Origin of the sequence: Paraburkholderia sp. ZP32-5, from assembly GCF_021390495.1 — a bacterium.
Taxonomy (GTDB): Bacteria; Pseudomonadota; Gammaproteobacteria; order Burkholderiales; family Burkholderiaceae; genus Paraburkholderia.
Window position 1 is genome coordinate 1,432,345 of record NZ_JAJEJP010000001.1, and the last position, 18,735, is coordinate 1,451,079.

The 18,735-nt window shown below is 62.3% G+C and carries 18 protein-coding genes; 9 read left to right on the forward strand and 9 right to left on the reverse strand.

The features are described from left to right. Positions 1 to 61: 61 nt before the first annotated feature. Complete coding sequence (locus tag L0U82_RS06130; RefSeq protein ID WP_233829169.1) at positions 62 to 1,102, forward strand: ABC transporter substrate-binding protein; 1,041 nt, start codon at positions 62 to 64, stop codon at positions 1,100 to 1,102. 210 nt (positions 1,103 to 1,312) lie between these two features. Here L0U82_RS06130 and L0U82_RS06135 read toward each other — a convergent pair whose 3' ends face one another. Next, entirely contained in the window at positions 1,313 to 2,158 is an 846-nt protein-coding gene (locus tag L0U82_RS06135) for a 23S rRNA (adenine(2030)-N(6))-methyltransferase RlmJ (RefSeq protein ID WP_233829170.1), read from the reverse strand. A 116-nt stretch (positions 2,159 to 2,274) separates the two neighbouring features. Next, a complete protein-coding gene (locus L0U82_RS06140) occupies positions 2,275 to 3,246 on the reverse strand; it encodes a potassium channel beta subunit family protein (protein WP_233829171.1) in 972 nt (323 codons plus the stop codon). 223 nt (positions 3,247 to 3,469) lie between these two features. On the opposite strand from L0U82_RS06140, the gene L0U82_RS06145 reads away from it, so the two are divergent. Together L0U82_RS06145 and L0U82_RS06150 are read left to right on the forward strand one after the other, a co-directional pair. Beyond that, on the forward strand, positions 3,470 to 4,267 hold the full coding sequence (locus L0U82_RS06145) for a 3-hydroxybutyrate dehydrogenase (protein ID WP_233829172.1): 798 nt from the start codon (positions 3,470 to 3,472) through the stop codon (positions 4,265 to 4,267). Between the two features lie 11 nt (positions 4,268 to 4,278). After that, positions 4,279 to 5,511 carry a DUF3734 domain-containing protein gene (locus L0U82_RS06150; protein WP_233829173.1) on the forward strand — a complete coding sequence of 411 codons (1,233 nt, stop codon included), beginning with the start codon at positions 4,279 to 4,281 and terminating at the stop codon, positions 5,509 to 5,511. Between the two features lie 204 nt (positions 5,512 to 5,715). On the opposite strand, the gene L0U82_RS06155 is transcribed toward L0U82_RS06150, so the two are convergent. Continuing rightward, positions 5,716 to 6,915: an amino acid aminotransferase gene (locus L0U82_RS06155; protein WP_233829175.1), complete on the reverse strand. Its 1,200-nt coding sequence runs from the start codon at positions 6,913 to 6,915 to the stop codon at positions 5,716 to 5,718. Positions 6,916 to 7,480: 565 nt separating this feature from the next. Here L0U82_RS06155 and uvrB point away from each other — a divergent pair. The 5 genes from uvrB to L0U82_RS06180 all read left to right on the forward strand — a co-directional run bounded on the left by uvrB (position 7,481) and on the right by L0U82_RS06180 (position 13,257). Beyond that, on the forward strand, positions 7,481 to 9,574 hold the full coding sequence (uvrB, locus tag L0U82_RS06160; protein ID WP_233829176.1) for an excinuclease ABC subunit UvrB: 2,094 nt from the start codon (positions 7,481 to 7,483) through the stop codon (positions 9,572 to 9,574). Positions 9,575 to 9,891: 317 nt separating this feature from the next. Continuing rightward, on the forward strand, positions 9,892 to 10,440 hold the full coding sequence (locus L0U82_RS06165) for an iron transporter (RefSeq protein WP_233829177.1): 549 nt from the start codon (positions 9,892 to 9,894) through the stop codon (positions 10,438 to 10,440). 151 nt (positions 10,441 to 10,591) lie between these two features. Further along, a complete protein-coding gene (locus L0U82_RS06170; protein ID WP_233829178.1) occupies positions 10,592 to 10,924 on the forward strand; it encodes a cupredoxin domain-containing protein in 333 nt (110 codons plus the stop codon). Positions 10,925 to 11,005: 81 nt separating this feature from the next. After that, positions 11,006 to 11,851, forward strand: coding sequence for an FTR1 family iron permease (locus L0U82_RS06175; RefSeq protein WP_233829179.1), 846 nt, complete (start codon positions 11,006 to 11,008; stop codon positions 11,849 to 11,851). Next, entirely contained in the window at positions 11,848 to 13,257 is a 1,410-nt protein-coding gene (locus L0U82_RS06180) for a 4Fe-4S binding protein (RefSeq protein WP_233829180.1), read from the forward strand. Before L0U82_RS06175 ends, L0U82_RS06180 begins: the two co-directional genes overlap by 4 nt. Positions 13,258 to 13,547: 290 nt before the next feature. Here L0U82_RS06180 and hemP read toward each other — a convergent pair whose 3' ends face one another. The 4 genes from hemP to L0U82_RS06200 all read right to left on the reverse strand — a co-directional run bounded on the left by hemP (position 13,548) and on the right by L0U82_RS06200 (position 16,074). Further along, entirely contained in the window at positions 13,548 to 13,808 is a 261-nt protein-coding gene (gene hemP, locus L0U82_RS06185; protein WP_233829181.1) for a hemin uptake protein HemP, read from the reverse strand. Positions 13,809 to 13,991: 183 nt separating this feature from the next. Next, positions 13,992 to 14,477 (reverse strand): SRPBCC family protein, encoded by a 486-nt coding sequence (locus L0U82_RS06190; RefSeq protein ID WP_233829182.1) that lies wholly within the window; start codon positions 14,475 to 14,477, stop codon positions 13,992 to 13,994. An 82-nt stretch (positions 14,478 to 14,559) separates the two neighbouring features. After that, positions 14,560 to 14,958, reverse strand: coding sequence for an OsmC family protein (locus tag L0U82_RS06195; RefSeq protein WP_233829183.1), 399 nt, complete (start codon positions 14,956 to 14,958; stop codon positions 14,560 to 14,562). Positions 14,959 to 15,195: 237 nt separating this feature from the next. Beyond that, on the reverse strand, positions 15,196 to 16,074 hold the full coding sequence (locus L0U82_RS06200) for a pirin family protein (protein WP_233829185.1): 879 nt from the start codon (positions 16,072 to 16,074) through the stop codon (positions 15,196 to 15,198). Between the two features lie 122 nt (positions 16,075 to 16,196). Between L0U82_RS06200 and L0U82_RS06205 the strand changes: the two genes are divergently transcribed. Then, entirely contained in the window at positions 16,197 to 17,195 is a 999-nt protein-coding gene (locus L0U82_RS06205) for a LysR family transcriptional regulator (protein WP_233829186.1), read from the forward strand. A 366-nt stretch (positions 17,196 to 17,561) separates the two neighbouring features. Here the strand turns inward: L0U82_RS06205 and L0U82_RS06210 are convergent, their stop codons facing one another. Next, positions 17,562 to 17,981 (reverse strand): ExbD/TolR family protein, encoded by a 420-nt coding sequence (locus tag L0U82_RS06210; RefSeq protein ID WP_233829187.1) that lies wholly within the window; start codon positions 17,979 to 17,981, stop codon positions 17,562 to 17,564. Positions 17,982 to 17,997: 16 nt separating this feature from the next. Continuing rightward, positions 17,998 to 18,732, reverse strand: a complete 735-nt coding sequence (locus L0U82_RS06215) for a MotA/TolQ/ExbB proton channel family protein (protein WP_233829188.1) — start codon at positions 18,730 to 18,732, stop codon at positions 17,998 to 18,000. Between the last annotated feature and the right edge of the window lie 3 nt (positions 18,733 to 18,735).

The following is an 18,735-nucleotide window of genomic DNA, read 5'->3' on the forward strand; positions in this document are numbered from 1 at the left end:
CCACAACGTGGCACGCGCGCGTCAATGCTTCGATCGGCAAACAGAACAAGGAGACATCGACATGCCAATTCACTGGATGCAGCGTGCCACGCGCGCCTGCGTAATGCTGTTTGCGCTTGCCGTGCTGCCCGGCGCGGCGTTCGCGAAGGACACCCCCGAAAAGCCGACGCTGACGATGGCCGTCGGTGGTTTGCCCGGTCTTTACTATTTGCCGGTGCTTGCCGCGCAACAGCTTGGCTACTTCAAGGATGAAGGCCTGAATGTCACGCTCGCGGATTTCGCGGGCGGTTCGAAGGCGCTCGAAGCAGTGGTGGGCGGCAGCGCCGACGTCGGCGCGGGCGCCTTCGAGCACACGCTGTTCATGCAGGCGAAGGGGCAGCACTATCGTGCGTTCGCGTTGATGGGCCGCGCGCCGCAGATCGTTATTGCCGTCGTGACATCGAAGGCCGATCAGATCAAGTCGCTCGCGGATTTCAAGGGCGCGAAGGTCGGCGTGAGCGCGCCGGGTTCGTCGACGGATCTCGTGTTGACGGTGGCCTTGCGCAAGGCCGGCGTGCAACGCAGCGACATTTCAGCGATCGGCGTCGGCAGCGGCGCGACTGTGTTGGCCGCGGTGAGCAACGGACAGATCGACGCGCTTTCCAACGTCGATCCGATGATGACCAAGCTCACGCGCAGCGGCGCGATCAAGGTGCTGGTCGATACGCGCACGGTGAAGGGCACGAAGGACGTGTTCGGCGGCACGATGCCCGCGGCGACGCTCTACGCGCCGGAGACTTTCATCCAGAAAAATCCGAAGACAACACAGGCGCTGACCAATGCGATCGTGCGCGCGAACCGCTGGCTGCAAACCGCGAGCGACGCCGATGTGCTGAAGATGGTGCCGCAGGCCTATCTGCTGGGCGACCCGACGCTCTATATCGAGGCTTTTCACAACGTGCGCGACGCGTATTCGCCGGACGGCCTGATGCCCGCGGACGGCCCGGCGACTTCGTTGCGCGCGCTGTCGTCGTTCGATAACCGGCTCGACCCGAAGAAGATCGATCTGAGCGCGACCTACACCAACGATTTCGCGATCAAGGCAGCCGCGCAGCTGAAGTGAGCGGGGCGGGTTATCCGGTTGCGCGTGGTGCGGGCATCCGCGGACTCACGCGGGATGCATGGGAATACAGGCGCAACCGGTACAGAATCGCTTTGATAAGACGCGGCACGATACTGCGTAGGACAGCGCGGCTTCAGTGCCGCGCGGCGCATTGCCAACCTGAGCGCTCTGCGTCAACGCTCAGGCGCGTTTCACGCGCAAACACCGCATTCAATTGCCGCGATATTCGACCTTGAACGTCGCTGCCTTGTCTTCGCCAAGCAGCTCGACGAGCCAAGGCATCTGATCCTTCAGCATCTTCGCGAGCGTGTACGGCGGATTCAGAATGAACATGCCGCTGCCGAAAAGTCCAAAACCGTCGGCCGGCGGATTGCTGACAGTCAGGCTGACGTGCAGCCAGTTGTCTTTTTGCAGCTGCTTCAGCTGATCCGGGAAACGCTGCGATTCGGGACGCTTGACCTGCGGATACCAGACCGCATACGTGCCGGTCGGAAAGCGCTTCAGGCTTTCCTCGACGCAGCGCAGCGTGCGCGTGTAGTCGCGCTTGTCTTCATACGACGGGTCGAGCAGCACCAGCGCCCGGCGCGGCGCCGGTGGCAACAGCGCGAGGATGCCGTCGAAACCATCGCCCGCGTAAAGCATCGCGCGGCGCCCCGCGTCGCGGAAATTGTGCCGCAGCACGTCGATTTCGGTGGTGTGCAGTTCGAACAGACGCATGCGGTCCTGTTCGCGCAGTTGCCGCCACGCGATATACGGCGAGCCGGGATAAAAGCGCAGTTGGCCATCGGCGTTGAGCGCGCTGACTTCATCGACGTATTCGGCGAAGAGCGATGGCAGGTCGTTGCGTTCCCACAATTTGGCAATGCCTGTCTCGAATTCGCCGGTCTTGGTCGCGTAGCCTTCTTTCAGCGAATAAACGCCGGCGCCCGCATGCGTGTCGATATACCAGTAGGCTTTGTCCTTCTGGCCGAGATAGCGCAATAGCTGCAACACGACGGTGTGTTTCAGAACATCGGCGTGATTGCCGGCATGAAAGGCGTGGCGGTAGCTGAGCATGATGAGAAGAGGCTGGAAAGAGCGCAGGCTGGCCCGGGGACTACGGTGCGCGGCCGCGTATTGTACGCGACCCCGCACCGCCGGCTATCTGCCCGGTTATCAGCGGGGCTGTGCGCTCACTCGTGAGCGTCGCCGATGATTTCCTCGATCCGCTGTTTGATCTCGGGTGTGATGCGCTCGGCCACTTCAATGGATTTCATGTTTTCGCCGATCTGCTCGACCCGCGAAGCGCCCGTGATCACGGTGCTGACGTTCGGATTTTTCAGAATCCACGCAATCGCGAGCTGACCGACCGTGCAGCCGAGTTCGTCGGCGAGCGCGCCGAGCTGGCCGACCACGTTGTTGCGGGCCGGGTCGGTGAGCGCCTTGCGCAGCCAGTCATAACCCTGCAACTGAGCGCGGCTGTCGGCGGGCACGCCATCGCGATACTTGCCGGTGAGCAGGCCGGACGCGAGAGGGCTCCACGTGGTCAGGCCGAGACCGATGTCTTCGTAGAGCCGCTTGTATTCCTGCTCGACGCGCTTGCGGTGAAACAGGTTGTATTGCGGCTGTTCCATGACCGGTTTGTGAAGATGATGCCGTTCGGCTATTTCATAAGCGGCGCGGATTTCATCGGCGCTCCACTCGGAAGTGCCCCAGTACAGTGCCTTGCCGCGCGAGATCATGTCGCTCATCGCCCAGACCGTTTCTTCGATCGGCGTGTTCGGGTCGGGACGATGACAGAACACGAGATCGACATAATCGAGTTGCAGACGCTTCAACGAGCCGTCGATCGCGTTCAGCAGATATTTGCGATTGAGCGTGTAGTACTGGTTCGGCGCTTCCGTGAGCCCCCAGAAGAACTTCGTCGAGACGACGTAGCTCACGCGCGGCCACGCGAGTTCCTTCAGGGCGTGGCCCATGATTTCCTCGGATTTGCCGGCGGCGTAGACCTCGGCGTTGTCGAAGAAATTGACGCCGGCGTCGCGTGCCGCGGCAAGCGATTCACGCGCGGCGCGATGATCCACCTGGTTGCCGTACGTGACCCACGAGCCGATGGACAGTTCGCTGACTTGCAGGCCGGAACGGCCCAGACGTCGATAGTTCATGTATGTCTCCTTGTTGGTGATGCCACGAGAATCGAACCGGAAACGCCCAGTTTAAAGAGATATGACGCGGCGTGCGTTTTACCTATGCGCGTCACAGGGTTCATGCACAATAGCAAGGTTGACCGCCGTGCTGTATCCGCCGAACGGTCTATGCCGTTTGGCCGACTTCACGCCGCGCGCGGTCTTGTGGTCTCATTGCTCATCAACTGCATGGAGGTTCTGGATGTCGTCTCTTAACACGAATCTGAACGGTAAGGTCGCTGTCGTCACGGGCGCCGCAAGCGGCATCGGCAAGCAGATCGCGTTGACTCTTTCCGCGGCGGGCGCGGCGATCGCCATCGCCGACCTGAACCAGGACGGCGCAAACGCCGTCGCCGAGGAAATTAAAAAAGGCGGTGGCAAGGCAATCGGCGTCGCAATGGACGTGACCAACGAAGACGCGGTGAATCAGGGTATCGACAAGGTCGCCGCGGAACTCGGCTCGATCGACATCCTCATTTCCAACGCCGGCATCCAGATCGTCAATCCGATCGAAAACTATTCGTTTTCGGACTGGAAGAAGATGCAGGCCATTCACGTGGACGGCGCCTTTCTGACCACCAAGGCCGCGCTCAAGCACATGTACAAGGACGATCGCGGCGGCATCGTGATCTACATGGGCTCGGTCCATTCACATGAAGCGTCACCGCTGAAATCCGCCTACGTGACGGCCAAGCACGCGCTGCTCGGCCTTGCACGTGTGCTCGCCAAGGAAGGCGCGAAGCACAACGTGCGCTCGCATGTCGTGTGTCCGGGGTTCGTGCGCACGCCGCTCGTCGACAAGCAGATTCCCGAACAGTCGAAGGAACTCGGCATCAGCGAGGAAGAAGTGGTCAAGCGCGTGATGCTGGGCGGCACGGTCGACGGCATTTTCACGACGGTCGAAGACGTCGCGCAGACGGTGCTGTTCCTGTCGACCTTCCCGACGGCCGCGCTGACAGGTCAGTCGTTCATCGTGAGCCACGGCTGGTATATGCAATAAGGAGAGTGCCCGTGGCGCAACCCAATCTGAAGCGGGCGCGCGTGGGCGTGTCCGGTGACGGGGAGGGCGCCGGTCCGGCGGCCGCTGCCAACCCGCGCCGGCATCTCCAGTTGCCCAACTACCAAACCATCGCGCTGATGCTGCAAGGCGGTGGCGCGCTGGGCGCCTATCAGGCCGGCGTCTTTCAAGGGCTGTATGAAGCCGGCATCGAACCGAACTGGCTTGCGGGCATTTCGATCGGCGCGCTGAATACGGCGATCATCGCGGGCAATCCACCGGAAAAGCGTGTCGAGCGTCTGCTGCAATTCTGGGAGACGATCTGCCAACCGGCATTCGGGCCGCCGCTCCCCGCTTTTGTCGAACACGCGCTGTTCAACTCCAGCGAAGCGGTGCGCAAGGCTTTTACCGCGACGCAGGCGATCAGCGCGCTGGTCGAAGGGCAGCGGGGCTTTTTCGTGCCGCGTTTTCCGCCGCCTCTGCCCACGGTGTCCGGGCCGCCGCAAATGGCGAGCTATTACGACACCACGCCGCTCAAGGCCACGCTCGAGTCGCTCTGCGATTTCGATCGGATCAATTCGGGCGAGATGCGCGTGTCGGTTGGCGCGGTCAATTGCGGCACCGGCAATTTCGCGTATTTCGACAATACACATACGACGCTGAGGCCGGAGCATTTCATGGCGTCGGGTGCATTGCCGCCGGGGTTTGCGGCAGTCGAGATCGACGGGCAGTACTACTGGGACGGTGGCCTGATGTCGAACACGCCGCTCTACGAGGTGATTCAGTCCACGCCGCGCCGCGACACGCTCGCGTTCCAGGTCGATCTATGGAGCGCGATCGGACCGGTGCCGGACAACCTCACCGATGTGCAGGGGCGCATGAAAGACATCCAGTATTCGAGCCGCACGCGCCTTGTCACCGACATGCTGCAGCGCTCGCAGCGTTTCCGGCATGTGTTGCGTGAGGTGTTGGACCGCGTGCCTGTCGAACAGCGCGAGGACCCATGGTGCAAGCTGGCCGAAGACCTGTCGTGCTCGAAGCGCTACAACGTGATCCACCTGATATACCGGCACAAGGAATACGAAGGGCACTACAAGGATTTTCAGTTCGGGCTGTCGACAATGCGCGAGCATTGGCAAAGCGGCCTCGACGATATCCGCCATTCGCTCGATCAGCCTGATTGGCTCGACATGCCGGACAACGACGCGGGCTTCGTGACGCACGATATCCATCGCGATTCGCGTTGAATTCGCGCGGCATTTTCGTCGCGCTCGTAGAGTGTTCGCTAAATTCTCGCGACAGAAAGAAGCCGAAGTTTTATCAGCAGGCTTTGCCGATCAGGCAATAAAAAACGGCGCCCTTTTCACAAGAAAGGGCGCCGTTTTTACAGGCGGCTGCAGCGTGAAATCCGCGACCCGGCGCGGCAAGCTTCCGCCGCGCCGCCAAATGCCTTACTTCAGCACGTGAGCAATCGCGTTAGCGACGACGTCGAGATTGCGCGTGTTCAGCGCGGCCACGCAGATGCGGCCCGTGTTCACTGCATAGATGCCGAACTCTTCACGCAGACGATCCACTTGCGCAGCGGTCAGACCCGAGTACGAGAACATGCCGCGCTGCGCGTTCACGAAGCCGAAGTCGCGATCGACGCCGTTTGCCTTCAGACGTTCAACGAGGCCATTGCGCATTGCGCGGATACGGTCGCGCATCTCGCCCAGTTCCGATTCCCACGTGGCGCGCAACTCCGGCGACGCGAGCACGGCCGCGACGATCGAGCCGCCGTGCGTCGGCGGGTTCGAGTAGTTCGTGCGGATCACGCGCTTCAGTTGCGACAACACGCGTGCCGATTCTTCCTGGCTCGACGTGATGATCGACAGCGCACCGACGCGCTCGCCGTACAGCGAGAACGACTTCGAGAACGACGACGACACGAACACGTTCAGTTCCTTGGCCGCGAACAGGCGCACGGCTGCCGCGTCCGCGTCGATGCCGTCACCGAAGCCCTGGTAGGCGATGTCGAGGAACGGCACGAGGTTGCGCGCCTTGACGACTTCCACCACCTGCTTCCATTGTTCGACGCTGAGGTCGACGCCGGTCGGGTTGTGGCAGCACGCGTGCAGCACGACGATCGTGCCCGCTTCATAGCTGTTCAGCGCGGCGAGCATGCCGTCGAAGTTCACACCGTGTGTCGGCGCGTCATAGTACGGATACGACTCGACGGTGAAGCCGGCACCTTCGAACAGCGCGCGGTGGTTTTCCCAGCTCGGATCGCTGATCGCGACCTTGCTGTTCGGATTCACGCGCTTCAGGAAGTCCGCACCGATCTTCAATGCGCCCGTGCCGCCCAGCGCCTGCGCCGTGACGACGCGGCCTGCGGCGATCAGCGGCGAGTCGTTGCCGAGCAGCATCTTTTGCACGGCTGCATCGTATGCGGCGATGCCTTCGATCGGCAGATAGCCGCGCGGCAGCGCGGCTTCGACGCGGGCCTTTTCCGCATCGCGCACGGCGCGCAGCAACGGAATCTTGCCTTCTTCATTGAAATACACGCCAACACCGAGGTTGACCTTGGTGGTGCGCGTGTCGGCGTTGAAGGATTCGTTCAGGCCCAGAATCGGGTCGCGGGGAGCAAGTTCGACGGCGGAGAACAGAGACATGATGGGATGGGCAGCAGTTGTAAAAGAGGGCGGCTTCGCGCGCGCGGCGGCCTGGCCTTTGCCGTCGGCGGTGTTCGGGAGGTTCGACGTGAGTCTGGCGAAACGCGAAAACGGGGACGGCCTTCAGGGAGCGGCGAGCAAGCGCAACGTCGCATTGTAACGAATCCGGGCGCGTTTTTCGGACGACGGAACCTGCTCCGGGCAATTATTTGCTTGAAAAACAGGCGCTCCGCGGCCATGTGTGGAGGCGAGAAAGCCGCGTCGTCCCGGTCTGATCGAAGGTGCGAGGCAGACGAGGCGCGCGGCGGCAGGTTTATCGCGCGCGCCGGCATCAGTGGCGCGCAACATACAGTGAGCCCACGCGTGGACAGTGCTGCACGCCCACCCAAAGGGCCATAACATACGTCCGCCAACGCCAACGCCAACGCCAACGCCAACGCCAACGCCAACGCCAACGCCAACGCCGCGATAGCCGGCGCGCTATCCAATCCTACGCAAGCCCGCTCGATCGTCGCTTTGCGCAACCCGTTAGAATGATTCTTTGCCCCAGGCCCGGCCGTCCCTTATGTCCGAACACCATCTGACTGAAGCCGACGATACGCTCGACGAATCCCGATTCGTCGCGTTCGAAGGCTCGCCGTTCAAGCTCTATCAGCCCTATCCGCCCGCCGGCGACCAGCCCACGGCCATCGACACGCTCGTCGAAGGCGTCGGCGACGGCCTCGCATTCCAGACGCTGCTCGGCGTGACCGGCTCCGGCAAGACCTTCACGATGGCCAACACGATCGCGCGGCTCGGCCGCCCGGCCATCGTGTTCGCGCCGAACAAGACGCTCGCCGCGCAGCTGTACTCGGAGTTCCGCGAGTTCTTCCCGCGCAACGCGGTCGAGTACTTCGTCTCGTACTACGATTACTACCAGCCGGAAGCGTATGTGCCGCAGCGCGATCTGTTCATCGAGAAAGACTCGTCGATCAACGAGCATATCGAGCAGATGCGGCTGTCGGCCACGAAGAGCCTGATGGAGCGGCGCGACGTCGTGATCGTCGCGACCGTGTCGGCGATTTACGGTATCGGTAATCCGTCCGAATATCACCAGATGATTCTGACGCTGCGTACCGGCGACCGGCTCGGCCAGCGCGACGTCATCGCGCGGCTGATCGCGATGCAGTACAGCCGCAACGAGGCCGATTTCCAGCGCGGCTCGTTTCGCGTGCGCGGCGATACGATCGATATCTTCCCGGCCGAGCACGCGGAAATGGCCGTGCGGGTCGAGCTGTTCGACGACGAAGTCGAAACGCTGCAGCTGTTCGATCCGCTGACCGGCCGCGTGCGGCAGAAAATTCCGCGCTTCACCGTGTATCCGTCGTCGCACTACGTGACGCCGCGCGACACGGTGCTGCGCGCGGTCGAAACGATCAAGGCCGAGCTGCGCGACCGGCTCGAATTCTTCTATAGCGACGGCAAGCTCGTCGAGGCACAGCGGCTCGAGCAGCGCACCCGCTTCGACCTGGAGATGCTGCAGGAGCTGGGCTTCTGCAAGGGGATTGAAAACTACTCGCGGCACTTTTCCGGCGCGGCGCCGGGCGAACCGCCGCCGACGCTCGTCGACTATCTGCCGCCCGACGCGATCATGATGCTCGACGAGTCGCACGTGCTGATCGGCCAGCTGAACGGCATGTACAACGGCGACCGCGCGCGCAAGGAAAACCTGGTCGACTACGGTTTCCGTCTGCCGTCGGCGCTCGACAACCGGCCGCTCAAGTTCAACGAGTTCGAGCGCAAGATGCGCCAGGTGGTGTTCGTATCGGCGACGCCGGCCGACTACGAAAAGAAGACGTCGGGTCAGGTCGCCGAACAGCTGGTGCGCCCCACGGGTCTCGTCGATCCCGAAATCGAGGTGCGGCCGGCGCGCAGTCAGGTCGACGACGTACTCGCCGAGATCAACGAGCGCGTCAAGGCTGGCGATCGCGTGCTGGTCACCGTGCTGACCAAGCGGATGGCCGAGCAGCTCACCGAGTTTCTGGCCGACCATGGCGTCAAGGTGCGCTATCTGCACAGCGATATCGACACGGTGGAGCGGGTCGAAATCATCCGCGATCTGCGCCTCGGCACGTTCGACGTGCTGGTCGGGATCAACCTGCTGCGCGAAGGGCTCGATATTCCGGAAGTGTCGCTGGTCGCGATTCTCGACGCTGATAAGGAAGGCTTCCTGCGCGCCGAGCGCTCGCTGATCCAGACCATCGGCCGGGCGGCGCGAAACGTGAACGGCAAGGCGATTCTGTATGCGGATAACGTGACGGACTCGATGCGCCGCGCGATCGACGAGACCGAGCGGCGCCGCGCCAAGCAGATCGCGTTCAACCTTGCGCGTGGCATTACGCCGCGCGGGGTGGTCAAGCGGATTCGCGACATCATCGACGGCGTGTACAACGTCGACGAAGCGCGCGCCGAACTGAAGGAACAGCAGACGCGCGCGAAATTCGAGGATATGTCCGAGAAGCAGCTTGCCAAAGAGATCAAGCGTCTCGAAAAGCAGATGATGGAGCACGCGAAGAATCTCGAGTTCGAAAAGGCCGCGCAGACCCGCGACCAGCTCGCGCTGTTGCGTCAGCGCGTGTTCGGCGCGAATGTCGGCGATCACGTTTCGGGCGTCGAATAACGCGTCCTTTCACTTGGGCGTGGCCATGCGCCACGCCTTGTTCAACTTTACCGGCCGTCGGCTCCCCGCCGGAATTGCCCACACGCCGCAGCTCCCACCTGCCTAATCGTTCGACACGCCTGCCACCGGCTTCCTTAAATGTGCCTTAAGACCCTTATGGCGCAAGGTTTGGCGTGCTTCCGCGTTTGTTCTCACTGGGGAACAATGATAAACTTGCCAATATTGAGAATGGTTCGCATTTAAATTTACATCTGGCTTGCGCGGCGCACTGTTCCAATGAGTTCGATTCCAGTCTGATAAAAACAAGGAGTTTCACAATGCGCATTTCTTCATTGGTGCGGGGCGGCGCGGCAGCGGTAGCCGCCGTCGCGGCGTTGTCGGCCACGGCTGCCGAGTACCCGATCGGCAAGCAGCATATCGAGGGTGGCATGGAAATCGGCGCGGTTTATCTGCAGCCGATCACGATGGAACCCGAAGGCATGATGCGCAAGGCATCTGATTCGGACGTCCACCTCGAAGCCGACATTCACGCGGTCAAGAACAATCCGACTGGTTTCGCGGAAGGCGACTGGATGCCGTATCTGCAAGTCCACTACGAGCTGACGAAGGCCGGCTCGACCCAGGCACAGAAGGGCGACCTGATGCCGATGGTCGCCAACGACGGTCCGCACTATGGCGACAACGTCAAGCTGCAAGGTCCGGGCAAATATCATCTGAAGCTGATCGTCGAACCGCCGATGCAGATGGGCCACATGTCGTTCGGCCGCCACGTCGACAAGGAAACCGGCGTGGGTCCGTGGTTCAAGCCGTTCACGATCGAGTACGACTTCACGTTCGCCGGTATCGGCAAGAAGGGCGGTTATTGATCGCCGCGTCCAGGCCGCTTGCGTTGCGCGAGCGGACTTTGATTGCGCGGTCGCGCGGCGCTGAATCGGCGCATTGGTGAATGCAGCAGACGGCGCGCGGGTGTCCGGTGTTACAGCCGGTGTCGGCGTGCCGTGTTTTCCGGAAGGGCTCATGGGAATCAACCGAAAGATCGCGATGTTCGCCGCCACGTTTTTGCTGGCGGGCGCAGCTCAAGCAGCCGACCTGCCGACCTTCAAGCTGGAAATGAACGACGGCAAGCTGAATCCTGCACGTATCGAAGTGCCGGCGGGGCAGCGTATCAAGATCGAAGTGCGCAACACCGGCAAGGGCGCCGCTGAGTTCGAGAGCGTGCAGTTGCGCAAGGAAAAAGTTTTGGCGCCGGGCGCCGAATCGTTCGTCGTGATTGCTCCGCTAGAGCCGGGCGAATACAAGTTTTTCGACGATTTCCACCAGCAGGCGCAGGGCGTGATCGTCGCGAAGTAGCCATGGCCTCGAACGCGAGCGCGCCGCGTGAGGCGAGCGCCTCCGTTCGCGGGCAGTAAGAGCATCGAAGGGAGAGCTTCAATGGGTCAGATTCTGTTCATCGTGTGGCGGGAAAGTGTCGAGGCGCTGCTGGTCGTCGGCATCCTGTATGCGTGGTTGAAAAATGGCGACGCCGACGCGCGCCGCGGCTTGCCGTACCTGTGGGGCGGCGTGGCGGCTGGCGTGATTGCGGCGGTGGCGCTGGGCGCGGCGCTCGTCGGTTTCACCGAGGTGCTGTCCGGCGATGCGCAGGATTATTTCCAGACCGCGATGGTGCTGATCGCCTGCGTGCTGATCGTACAGATGGTGCTGTGGATGAAGCAGCACGGCCGCACGCTGAAGCGCGACATGGAGCAGTCGCTGCAGAAGAGTCGACGCGATTCGAACTGGTGGGGCGTTTCGGTGCTGGTCGCACTGGCGATTGCGCGTGAAGGCAGCGAGACGGTGATCTTCCTGTACGGCCTCGGCTTCGGCCAGTCGGGTCATGTCGACGGCACCCAGATGCTCGCGGTCGTGCTTGGCCTCGCGCTTGCATTCCTGACCTTCTACGTGCTGCAACTGGGCGGCAAGTTCTTCTCGTGGCGGCACTTCTTCCGCGTCACCGAAATCATGCTGCTGTTCCTCGGCGCGGGCCTGTTCCAAACCGGTGTCGACAAGCTGATCGACAAGGAAATCCTGCCGACGCTCGTCGACCAGCTGTGGAATTCGTCGGCGATCCTCGACGATTCGAGCACCTTCGGCTCGCTCGTGGCGACGCTGACCGGCTATCGTGCCCATCCCGCCTTGATGAACCTGATCGCTTACGCGGTGTACTGGGGCGTTGTCTATCTGCTCGTGCGCCGGGCGAATCGCAAGCCGGCGCAGCAGACGGCGGGGCGCGCGGCATGAGCGCCGTGATGGCCCCGCGTCCGGGCCGCCTCGCGGCGGCCGGCCAGTGGATGCAGCGCCACGGCGCGGTGATCCGCGGCATCCAGTGGGTCGTGGTTGCGGTCTACGCGTTCCTGATCATCGTGCCGGCGCTGATGCCGCTGCCGGACGACACCGCGCATCTGTGGAACAACCTGACGCTGGCTGCGCAATTCGTGTTCTGGGGCATCTGGTGGCCGTTCGTGCTGCTGTCGATGGTGATGCTCGGCCGCGTGTGGTGCGGCGTGCTATGTCCGGAAGGCGCGCTCGCCGAATTCGCGAGCAAGTTCGGCCGCGGCCGCGCGATTCCGCGCTGGATGCGTTGGGGCGGCTGGCCGTTCGTCGCATTCGGTATCACGACGATTTACGGCCAGATGGTCAGCGTCTATCAGTATCCGAAAGCGGTGCTGCTGGTATTGGGAGGCTCGACCTTCGCGGCGATCGTGATCGGTTTGCTGTACGGACGCGAGAAGCGCATCTGGTGCAAATACCTGTGCCCCGTCAACGGGGTTTTTGCGCTTCTGGCGCGCCTCGCGCCGTTCCACTACAAGGTCGATGAAGATGCGTGGCGCCGCTCCTATACGAACGGCGAGCACGGGCATCGCGTGATTCCGATCAACTGCGCGCCGCTCGTGCCGTTGCGCAATATGAAGGGCGCGGCGGACTGCCATATGTGTGGCCGTTGCAGCGGCCACCGCGACGCGATTGCGTTGACGTGGCGTAAGCCGTCGACTGAAGTGGTGCAACTGGGTGACAAGCAGGCAAATCCGTGGGATACCGCGCTGATCCTGTACGGCCTGCTTGGCATCGCGATCGGCGCGTTCCACTGGACCGCATCGCGCTGGTTCATCGATCTGAAGATGTTCTCCGCGACGTGGCTCGTCGATCACGACATCACATGGCCGCTCGAGACCAACGCACCGTGGTTCCTGTTCACGCATTACCCCGAGCAGAACGATGTGTTTTCGTGGCTCGACGGCTCGCTGCTGATCGGCTACATCCTCGCGACGGCGCTTGTGTACGGCACCGCGCTGCTGCTGTTGCTGGCCGGTGCGACCCGCATGCTCGGGCGGTTTAACTCGACCCGTCTGCATCATCTGACGCAAGGGCTGATTCCGATCGCCGGCGCGGGCGTGTTCCTCGGGCTCTCCGCAACGACGCTATCGCTGCTGCGCGCCGAGCACGTGCCGCTGTGGTGGGCATCGGATCTGCGTATCGCGATTCTGGTGATTGCGAGCGCGTGGAGCGCATGGCTCGCCTGGCTCGTCACGCGCCGCTATAGCGAGCGTTTCGTGCAGCGCGCGCTGGCGATGGTGTGGTTCGTCGCGGCGCTGGGTGTCGTCAATAGCGCGTGGTGGCTGATGTTCTGGGGCTGGGCGTCGAAGTAAGTTTTTAGTCTTTCACCCGGCCGGCGGCTCTCGCTGGCGCCGAAAACAGAAAAGCCGTGGGATGTTGCCATCCCACGGCTTTTTCATTTTCTGCCTGACGGTTACGCGGCTTTTCGCGCGTCCGCTTCCAGTGAGAACCAAAAAAGCGGCCTGGCTTGCTGCGACGGCTGGCTTGGTGTTTGCACGAAGGGGTCTAGTTCTCGCGTGCAAGCCGTCGTGGCTGGCTAATGCCCAACACCTCTCTGGGAGGTGGTCCCCACAATACCCGGTACGTACTTCGTGTTGCGTCGTTACTTCGTCAGAATCAGCTTGCCCAGACGCGTGGCGCGCAACTGGTACGTCTCGCCGTTGTGCACGATGCTGATATGACTATGGCCTTGCAGCAGCGCTTCGCTGCGCAGAGTCCGTTCCGATGTCTCGCCCGAACCGTTCGCGCGCTCCGTGGCGGATTTCGCGACGGGGGTTGCCGTCGTCGACGCTTTCGGACGGCTGGTCAGCGCGGCCGCCGCGCGGCGCAGGCTGAGCGTGGAGGGGCGGGTGAGATCGGTCATTCGTTTTAGCTTGTTCGTCGATTCGATAAGTTGATTCTAAATGATAACCATTCCTATTTCCAAGCTTGAGAAATTCATCGGATTCGACTTCTGATAGCTGAATGAAAGAGCGGCACGACAACTTCGCAGGGCCGTCCTGGGCACGGCCCGGAGGGCGCACGGGCAGGACGCCCGCGCGGTATTTCAGTGCAACGGTCCCGGTTCCTGCCGGGTCACCACGTACTGGCGGATCAACCGAACGGTATCGATGTCGTTTTCACGGTACGCGGACTTGACGATCTCCTGCGTCTGCACGGCGTCCTGATCGGTCGTCGAGACGGGCAGCGTGGTCGCATACTCGAAGCGCAGGAATAGCTGCAGCTCGTCGGGCTGCTCGATCGTCATCGTCAACGAGCCGCCGACGTAGTCCGCGGTCTGCTGGATGTCGTAGCGCACGCTCCGGCTTTCCTGCAGCGTGACACGATCGCGCACGGTCGCCTGACCGTAGTGCAGTTCGCGCTCCAGCACATTGCCCTCGCGCGACAGAATCGTGCAGCTGTCGAGGCCGATCACGAACAGTTGCGGCTGCTCGGCGCGCAGCACGAGCCCTTCCCACAGTTGATCGCGGGTCATCGACTCGACGAGGGGATTCAACGGATCGTTGATCTGGATGAGGTGTTCGAAATTCAAGACGACTGCGTCCTATGAAAATGTTGCAATACCCGCGCGTTGCAATCTCTGTGGCCTGTTAGCGCGGGCGCCTGCCATGCCGTTACGCGACGGCGAGAGCGGAGCGGATCGAAATCGTATGGGTGAGGATCTTGTGCACCGGACACGCATTGGCAATTTGCAAAAGCCGTTCCCGCTGCTCGTCGGACAGCTCGCCTTCGAGGATGATCTGACGATCGATGGTCGAACCGGCGTCGCCGGTTTCCATCGATAGTTTGACGCGCACGCCCGCAAGTGGCCAGCTTTTGCGCTGCGCGTACATCTTCAGCGTGATCGACGTGCAGGCGCCGAGACTCGATAGCAGCAGCGAGACCGGCGTCGGACCGCGATCGCCGCCGCCGAGCGATTCGGGTTCGTCGGCGAGCCATGTGTGCTTGCCGTCGTCGAAGATGACCTGGAAATTCGTCGAGCCAATATGGGCGGTGACGGTGGACTCTGCCATGCGCGTTCCTCTGCAAGGGACGGAAAAGCGTCGCGCGTGGCGGCTCACTGCGAGGAAAGGCGCGCCGCGCGACAGGAGCCGTTATTGTGACCGAATTTGACGGCGTTCGCGCCCCGAGACCCGGAGTCTCGCGCGCGTGAGGAGTAGTGGCGCATGCTCCGGGCTGCTTACCAGTACCAGTACTAGTACCAGGCGCGGTAGCCAGCGCGAATGGCGGGTGTTGGTGCCCGCCGCGCGTCAGTGTGTAATCGCGCCCATCCGTCCCGCCTGATAGTCGATCACTGCCTGGCGGATTTCGTCCTCGGTGTTCATCACGAACGGACCATAGCGCACCACCGGCTCCTTGAGCGGCACGCCGCCGAGCAGCAGCACCTCGAGCGGTTCGTCGCCGGCGGAGAGGGTCACGGCGTCACCGTCGTCGTTGAACACGACCATCGTCCGCGCATCGATCGCCTGACGCGCGTCACCTTCACCGTACTGGCCCTTGCCGGACAGGCCATAAGCGAAGACGCGATAGTCGGCCGGCACAGGCTGGCGAATCGTCGCGCCCGGTTGCAGCGAGAAATGCTGATACAGGATCGGCGTGCGTGTCTCGATCGCGGCGTGCACGCCGAGCGCCTCGCCAGCGATCACTTTCACGCGCACCTTGCCGTCCTCGGACGTCGCGACCGGAATGCTCGCCGACGGGATTTCCTGGTAGCGCGGCGCGATCATCTTGTCGCGGCGCGGCAGATTGACCCACAGTTGCAGGCCGTGCACGCGGCCACCGGTGCGTGTGAACTCAGGATCGGGCATCTCGCTGTGCACGACGCCCGCGCCAGCGGTCATCCATTGCACGTCGCCCGCGCGCAGCGTGCCGGAATGGCCCGCCGAGTCCTTGTGACCGAACTGGCCTTCGAGCGCGTACGTGACTGTTTCGAAGCCGCGATGCGGATGGTCGGGCGCACCCTTGGCCTCGCCGGGCGCGTAGTCGACCGGTCCCATTTCATCGAGCAGCAGGAACGGATCGAAGTCCATCAGCAGACGTGTCGGAAACGGACGGTGGACGATAAAGCCGCCGCCTTCAGTCGTGCGAATCGCGGGAAACGTGCGTTCGATCGTGCGTGACGTGCTCATCAATATCACCTCGAAAAATGGGGAATAGCGTTATTTTTGAAACATGGAGCTATTATAGGGACCGTTTTTCGACATTCCAGCCGCCATCGGGCAATGGATTGTTCTGTTAATGGAACGATGAGATGAAGATCGATTCACATAACCTCAATGATCTGATGTACTTCTCGCAGGTTGTCGAGCATGGCGGTTTTTCCGCGGCGGAGCGGGTGCTGGGCATCTCGAAATCGCGGTTGTCGCGCCGGCTCACGGAGCTGGAGGCATCGCTCGGCGTGCGCCTGTTGCAGCGTTCCACCCGCAAGCTCGCGCTGACCGAAGCCGGGCAGCTGTTCTATCAGCACTGTCAGGCGATGCTGAGCGAAGCGCAGGCGGCGGTCAATGTCGTGCAGCAGTTGCGCTCGTCGCCACGCGGCACGGTACGCGTAAGCGTGCCGGTCACGATCTCGCAGACGATCCTGTCGACCATCCTGCCCGAATTCATGCATCGCTATCCGGAGGTACGCGTCGTGATGCGCGTGACGAACCGCGTGGTCGATCTGTTCGAGGATGCGATCGATGTGGCATTGCGTGTGCGCTCCGATCCGCCGGAAAACGCGAACATCGTCGTGCGGCCGTTGTGGCGCACTCAGCAGATGCTGGTCGGCGCGCCGAGCCTGTTGCAGCAGAATGCACCGCCGCTCACGCCGGCCGAACTGAACCGCTTCGAAACGCTCGACGTACCGACCAGCGACGGCCGCCATGTGTACAACCTGATTTCACCCGACGGCACACGGCATGCGCACGAGCACGAACCGCGCCTCGTGACCGCCGATCTGATGACGATCCGCGAGGCGGTGCTTTCCGGGGTCGGCATCGCCGCGCTGCCGGAAATGATGTACGGCGCGGCATTGAGAGCGGGGCAGTTGTCGCCGGTGATGCCGGGTTGGACTTTCCCGACGCCGCAGTTGTATGCGGTGTTCGTGTCGCGTCAGGGGATGGTGCCGGCGGTGCGTGCGTTCGTCGATTATCTGGTCGAGATGCTCGATCCGGACGATGGCAAGCACATCATGGGCGAGTGTCCGGTGCGCGACGAAAAGGCGGCAAAGCAGCGCGCGCTTGCCGACGTTCCGGCCGCCGCGCTATAACGCGCACTGCAAATCGTTTTTAGCATTTAAGCGTGGGCTGTCATCACTACTTTCAATGGCTGTTTGCTTGAATGCGCGCGTGCCCGAGCCTATAGTGAAATCCCTTCGCTAAGGAGTCCCCTATGCGAAAACTCATGGCCGCTATCATAGCGGGCCTGATAGGGCTGACCGCGCTGTCCGTGTCGACCACGGCCGTCGCATGCGGTGATATGAGCCATCAGTCTTCGGCCGATGGCAAATGATCCCGCCGCCCGAAGGCGCCTAGCGCGCACAAAAAAAGGCCTTCATCTGACGATGAAGGCCTTTTACTTTTGGGCTGCGATTTAAAGCGTGTTCGGTGCCTTGTTTCGCGAGTTACTCCGCAAATTACTTTGCTTTGGGCTGCGTGACGAAACCGATCTTTGTGAGGCCGCCCGCCTGCGCGGCCGACATCACTTGCGCGACTTTCTCGTAAGGCACCTTGCGATCCGCATCGAGATGCAATTCCGGCTGCGGGCTCGTTTGCGCGGCCTGCGCAATCTTCGCCGCAAGCGCCGCGTCGTCGACCTTGGTGTCGTCCCACAGGACGTCGCCGTCGGCATCGATCGACACCGTCACCTGCGCGGGCTTCGTGTCTTCCTTCTGACTGCTCGCGTGCGGCAGATCGATTTTCACAGCATGACGGATCACCGGAATCGTCACCATGAAGACGATCAGCAGAACCAGCATCACGTCGACGAGCGGCGTCATGTTGATCTCGTTCATCAGGCCGTCGTCATCGTCTCCGGCGAAGGGGCTCATTGCCATCGGAATGCCTCGTCGATCAGTTGGCGTTGGCGCGGGTCGCGAGACGCAGACCGTCGCGCTTGGACGACGACAGGCGGGCACCCGTCACGAAGAACGCATGCAGCCCGTGCGCGAAGCGGCTCAGCTTCGCGACGATCGCCTTGTTGGCGCGCGTCAGTGCGTTATAGCCGAGCACAGCGGGAATCGCGACGAACAGACCGAACGCGGTCATGATCAGCGCTTCGCCGACCGGGCCGGCAACCTGATCGATCGACGACTGGCCGCTTGCGCCGATCGCGAGCAGTGCGTGATAGATGCCCCACACCGTGCCGAACAGACCGACAAACGGTGCCGTGCTGCCGATCGACGCGAGAATCGCGAGGCCGCTCTGCATGCGCGCGACGCTTTCGTCCATCGTGTCTTTCAGGCAGCGCGTGACCCAGTCCGACACGTCCATGCGGTCGTGCAGATGCGGCTGCGTCTGGTGATGATGATCAGCCGCTTCCTGGCCCGACAGCGCGAGCGCGAGGAACGGGTTGTCCTGCGGCGTGGACGAACCGCCACCGAGTTTCTTCACACCGTCGGCGAGATCGTCGGAGTGCCAGAACGACCGTTCGGCATCCTTCGTGAGACGCTTCAAGCGCATCACGTTCCAGCCTTTGATGACGATCACGCTCCACGACAGCACCGACATGATCAACAGCGTGAGCGCGATACCGCGCGTCACGAAATCCCCTTGCGCCCACACGTGCGCCATTCCGTAGTTTTGCATTGC

Coding starts and splice junctions, on each gene's coding strand:
- L0U82_RS06165 (WP_233829177.1), top strand. CDS start 9,892: ATGCGCATTTCTTCATTGGTGCGGGGCGGCGCGGCAGCGGTAGCCGCC.
- L0U82_RS06135 (WP_233829170.1), bottom strand. CDS start 2,158: ATGCTCAGCTACCGCCACGCCTTTCATGCCGGCAATCACGCCGATGTT.
- L0U82_RS06175 (WP_233829179.1), top strand. CDS start 11,006: ATGGGTCAGATTCTGTTCATCGTGTGGCGGGAAAGTGTCGAGGCGCTG.
- L0U82_RS06130 (WP_233829169.1), top strand. CDS start 62: ATGCCAATTCACTGGATGCAGCGTGCCACGCGCGCCTGCGTAATGCTG.
- L0U82_RS06200 (WP_233829185.1), bottom strand. CDS start 16,074: ATGAGCACGTCACGCACGATCGAACGCACGTTTCCCGCGATTCGCACG.
- L0U82_RS06180 (WP_233829180.1), top strand. CDS start 11,848: ATGAGCGCCGTGATGGCCCCGCGTCCGGGCCGCCTCGCGGCGGCCGGC.
- hemP (WP_233829181.1), bottom strand. CDS start 13,808: ATGACCGATCTCACCCGCCCCTCCACGCTCAGCCTGCGCCGCGCGGCG.
- uvrB (WP_233829176.1), top strand. CDS start 7,481: ATGTCCGAACACCATCTGACTGAAGCCGACGATACGCTCGACGAATCC.
- L0U82_RS06210 (WP_233829187.1), bottom strand. CDS start 17,981: ATGGCAATGAGCCCCTTCGCCGGAGACGATGACGACGGCCTGATGAAC.
- L0U82_RS06215 (WP_233829188.1), bottom strand. CDS start 18,732: ATGCAAAACTACGGAATGGCGCACGTGTGGGCGCAAGGGGATTTCGTG.
- L0U82_RS06170 (WP_233829178.1), top strand. CDS start 10,592: ATGGGAATCAACCGAAAGATCGCGATGTTCGCCGCCACGTTTTTGCTG.
- L0U82_RS06145 (WP_233829172.1), top strand. CDS start 3,470: ATGTCGTCTCTTAACACGAATCTGAACGGTAAGGTCGCTGTCGTCACG.
- L0U82_RS06205 (WP_233829186.1), top strand. CDS start 16,197: ATGAAGATCGATTCACATAACCTCAATGATCTGATGTACTTCTCGCAG.
- L0U82_RS06140 (WP_233829171.1), bottom strand. CDS start 3,246: ATGAACTATCGACGTCTGGGCCGTTCCGGCCTGCAAGTCAGCGAACTG.
- L0U82_RS06155 (WP_233829175.1), bottom strand. CDS start 6,915: ATGTCTCTGTTCTCCGCCGTCGAACTTGCTCCCCGCGACCCGATTCTG.
- L0U82_RS06195 (WP_233829183.1), bottom strand. CDS start 14,958: ATGGCAGAGTCCACCGTCACCGCCCATATTGGCTCGACGAATTTCCAG.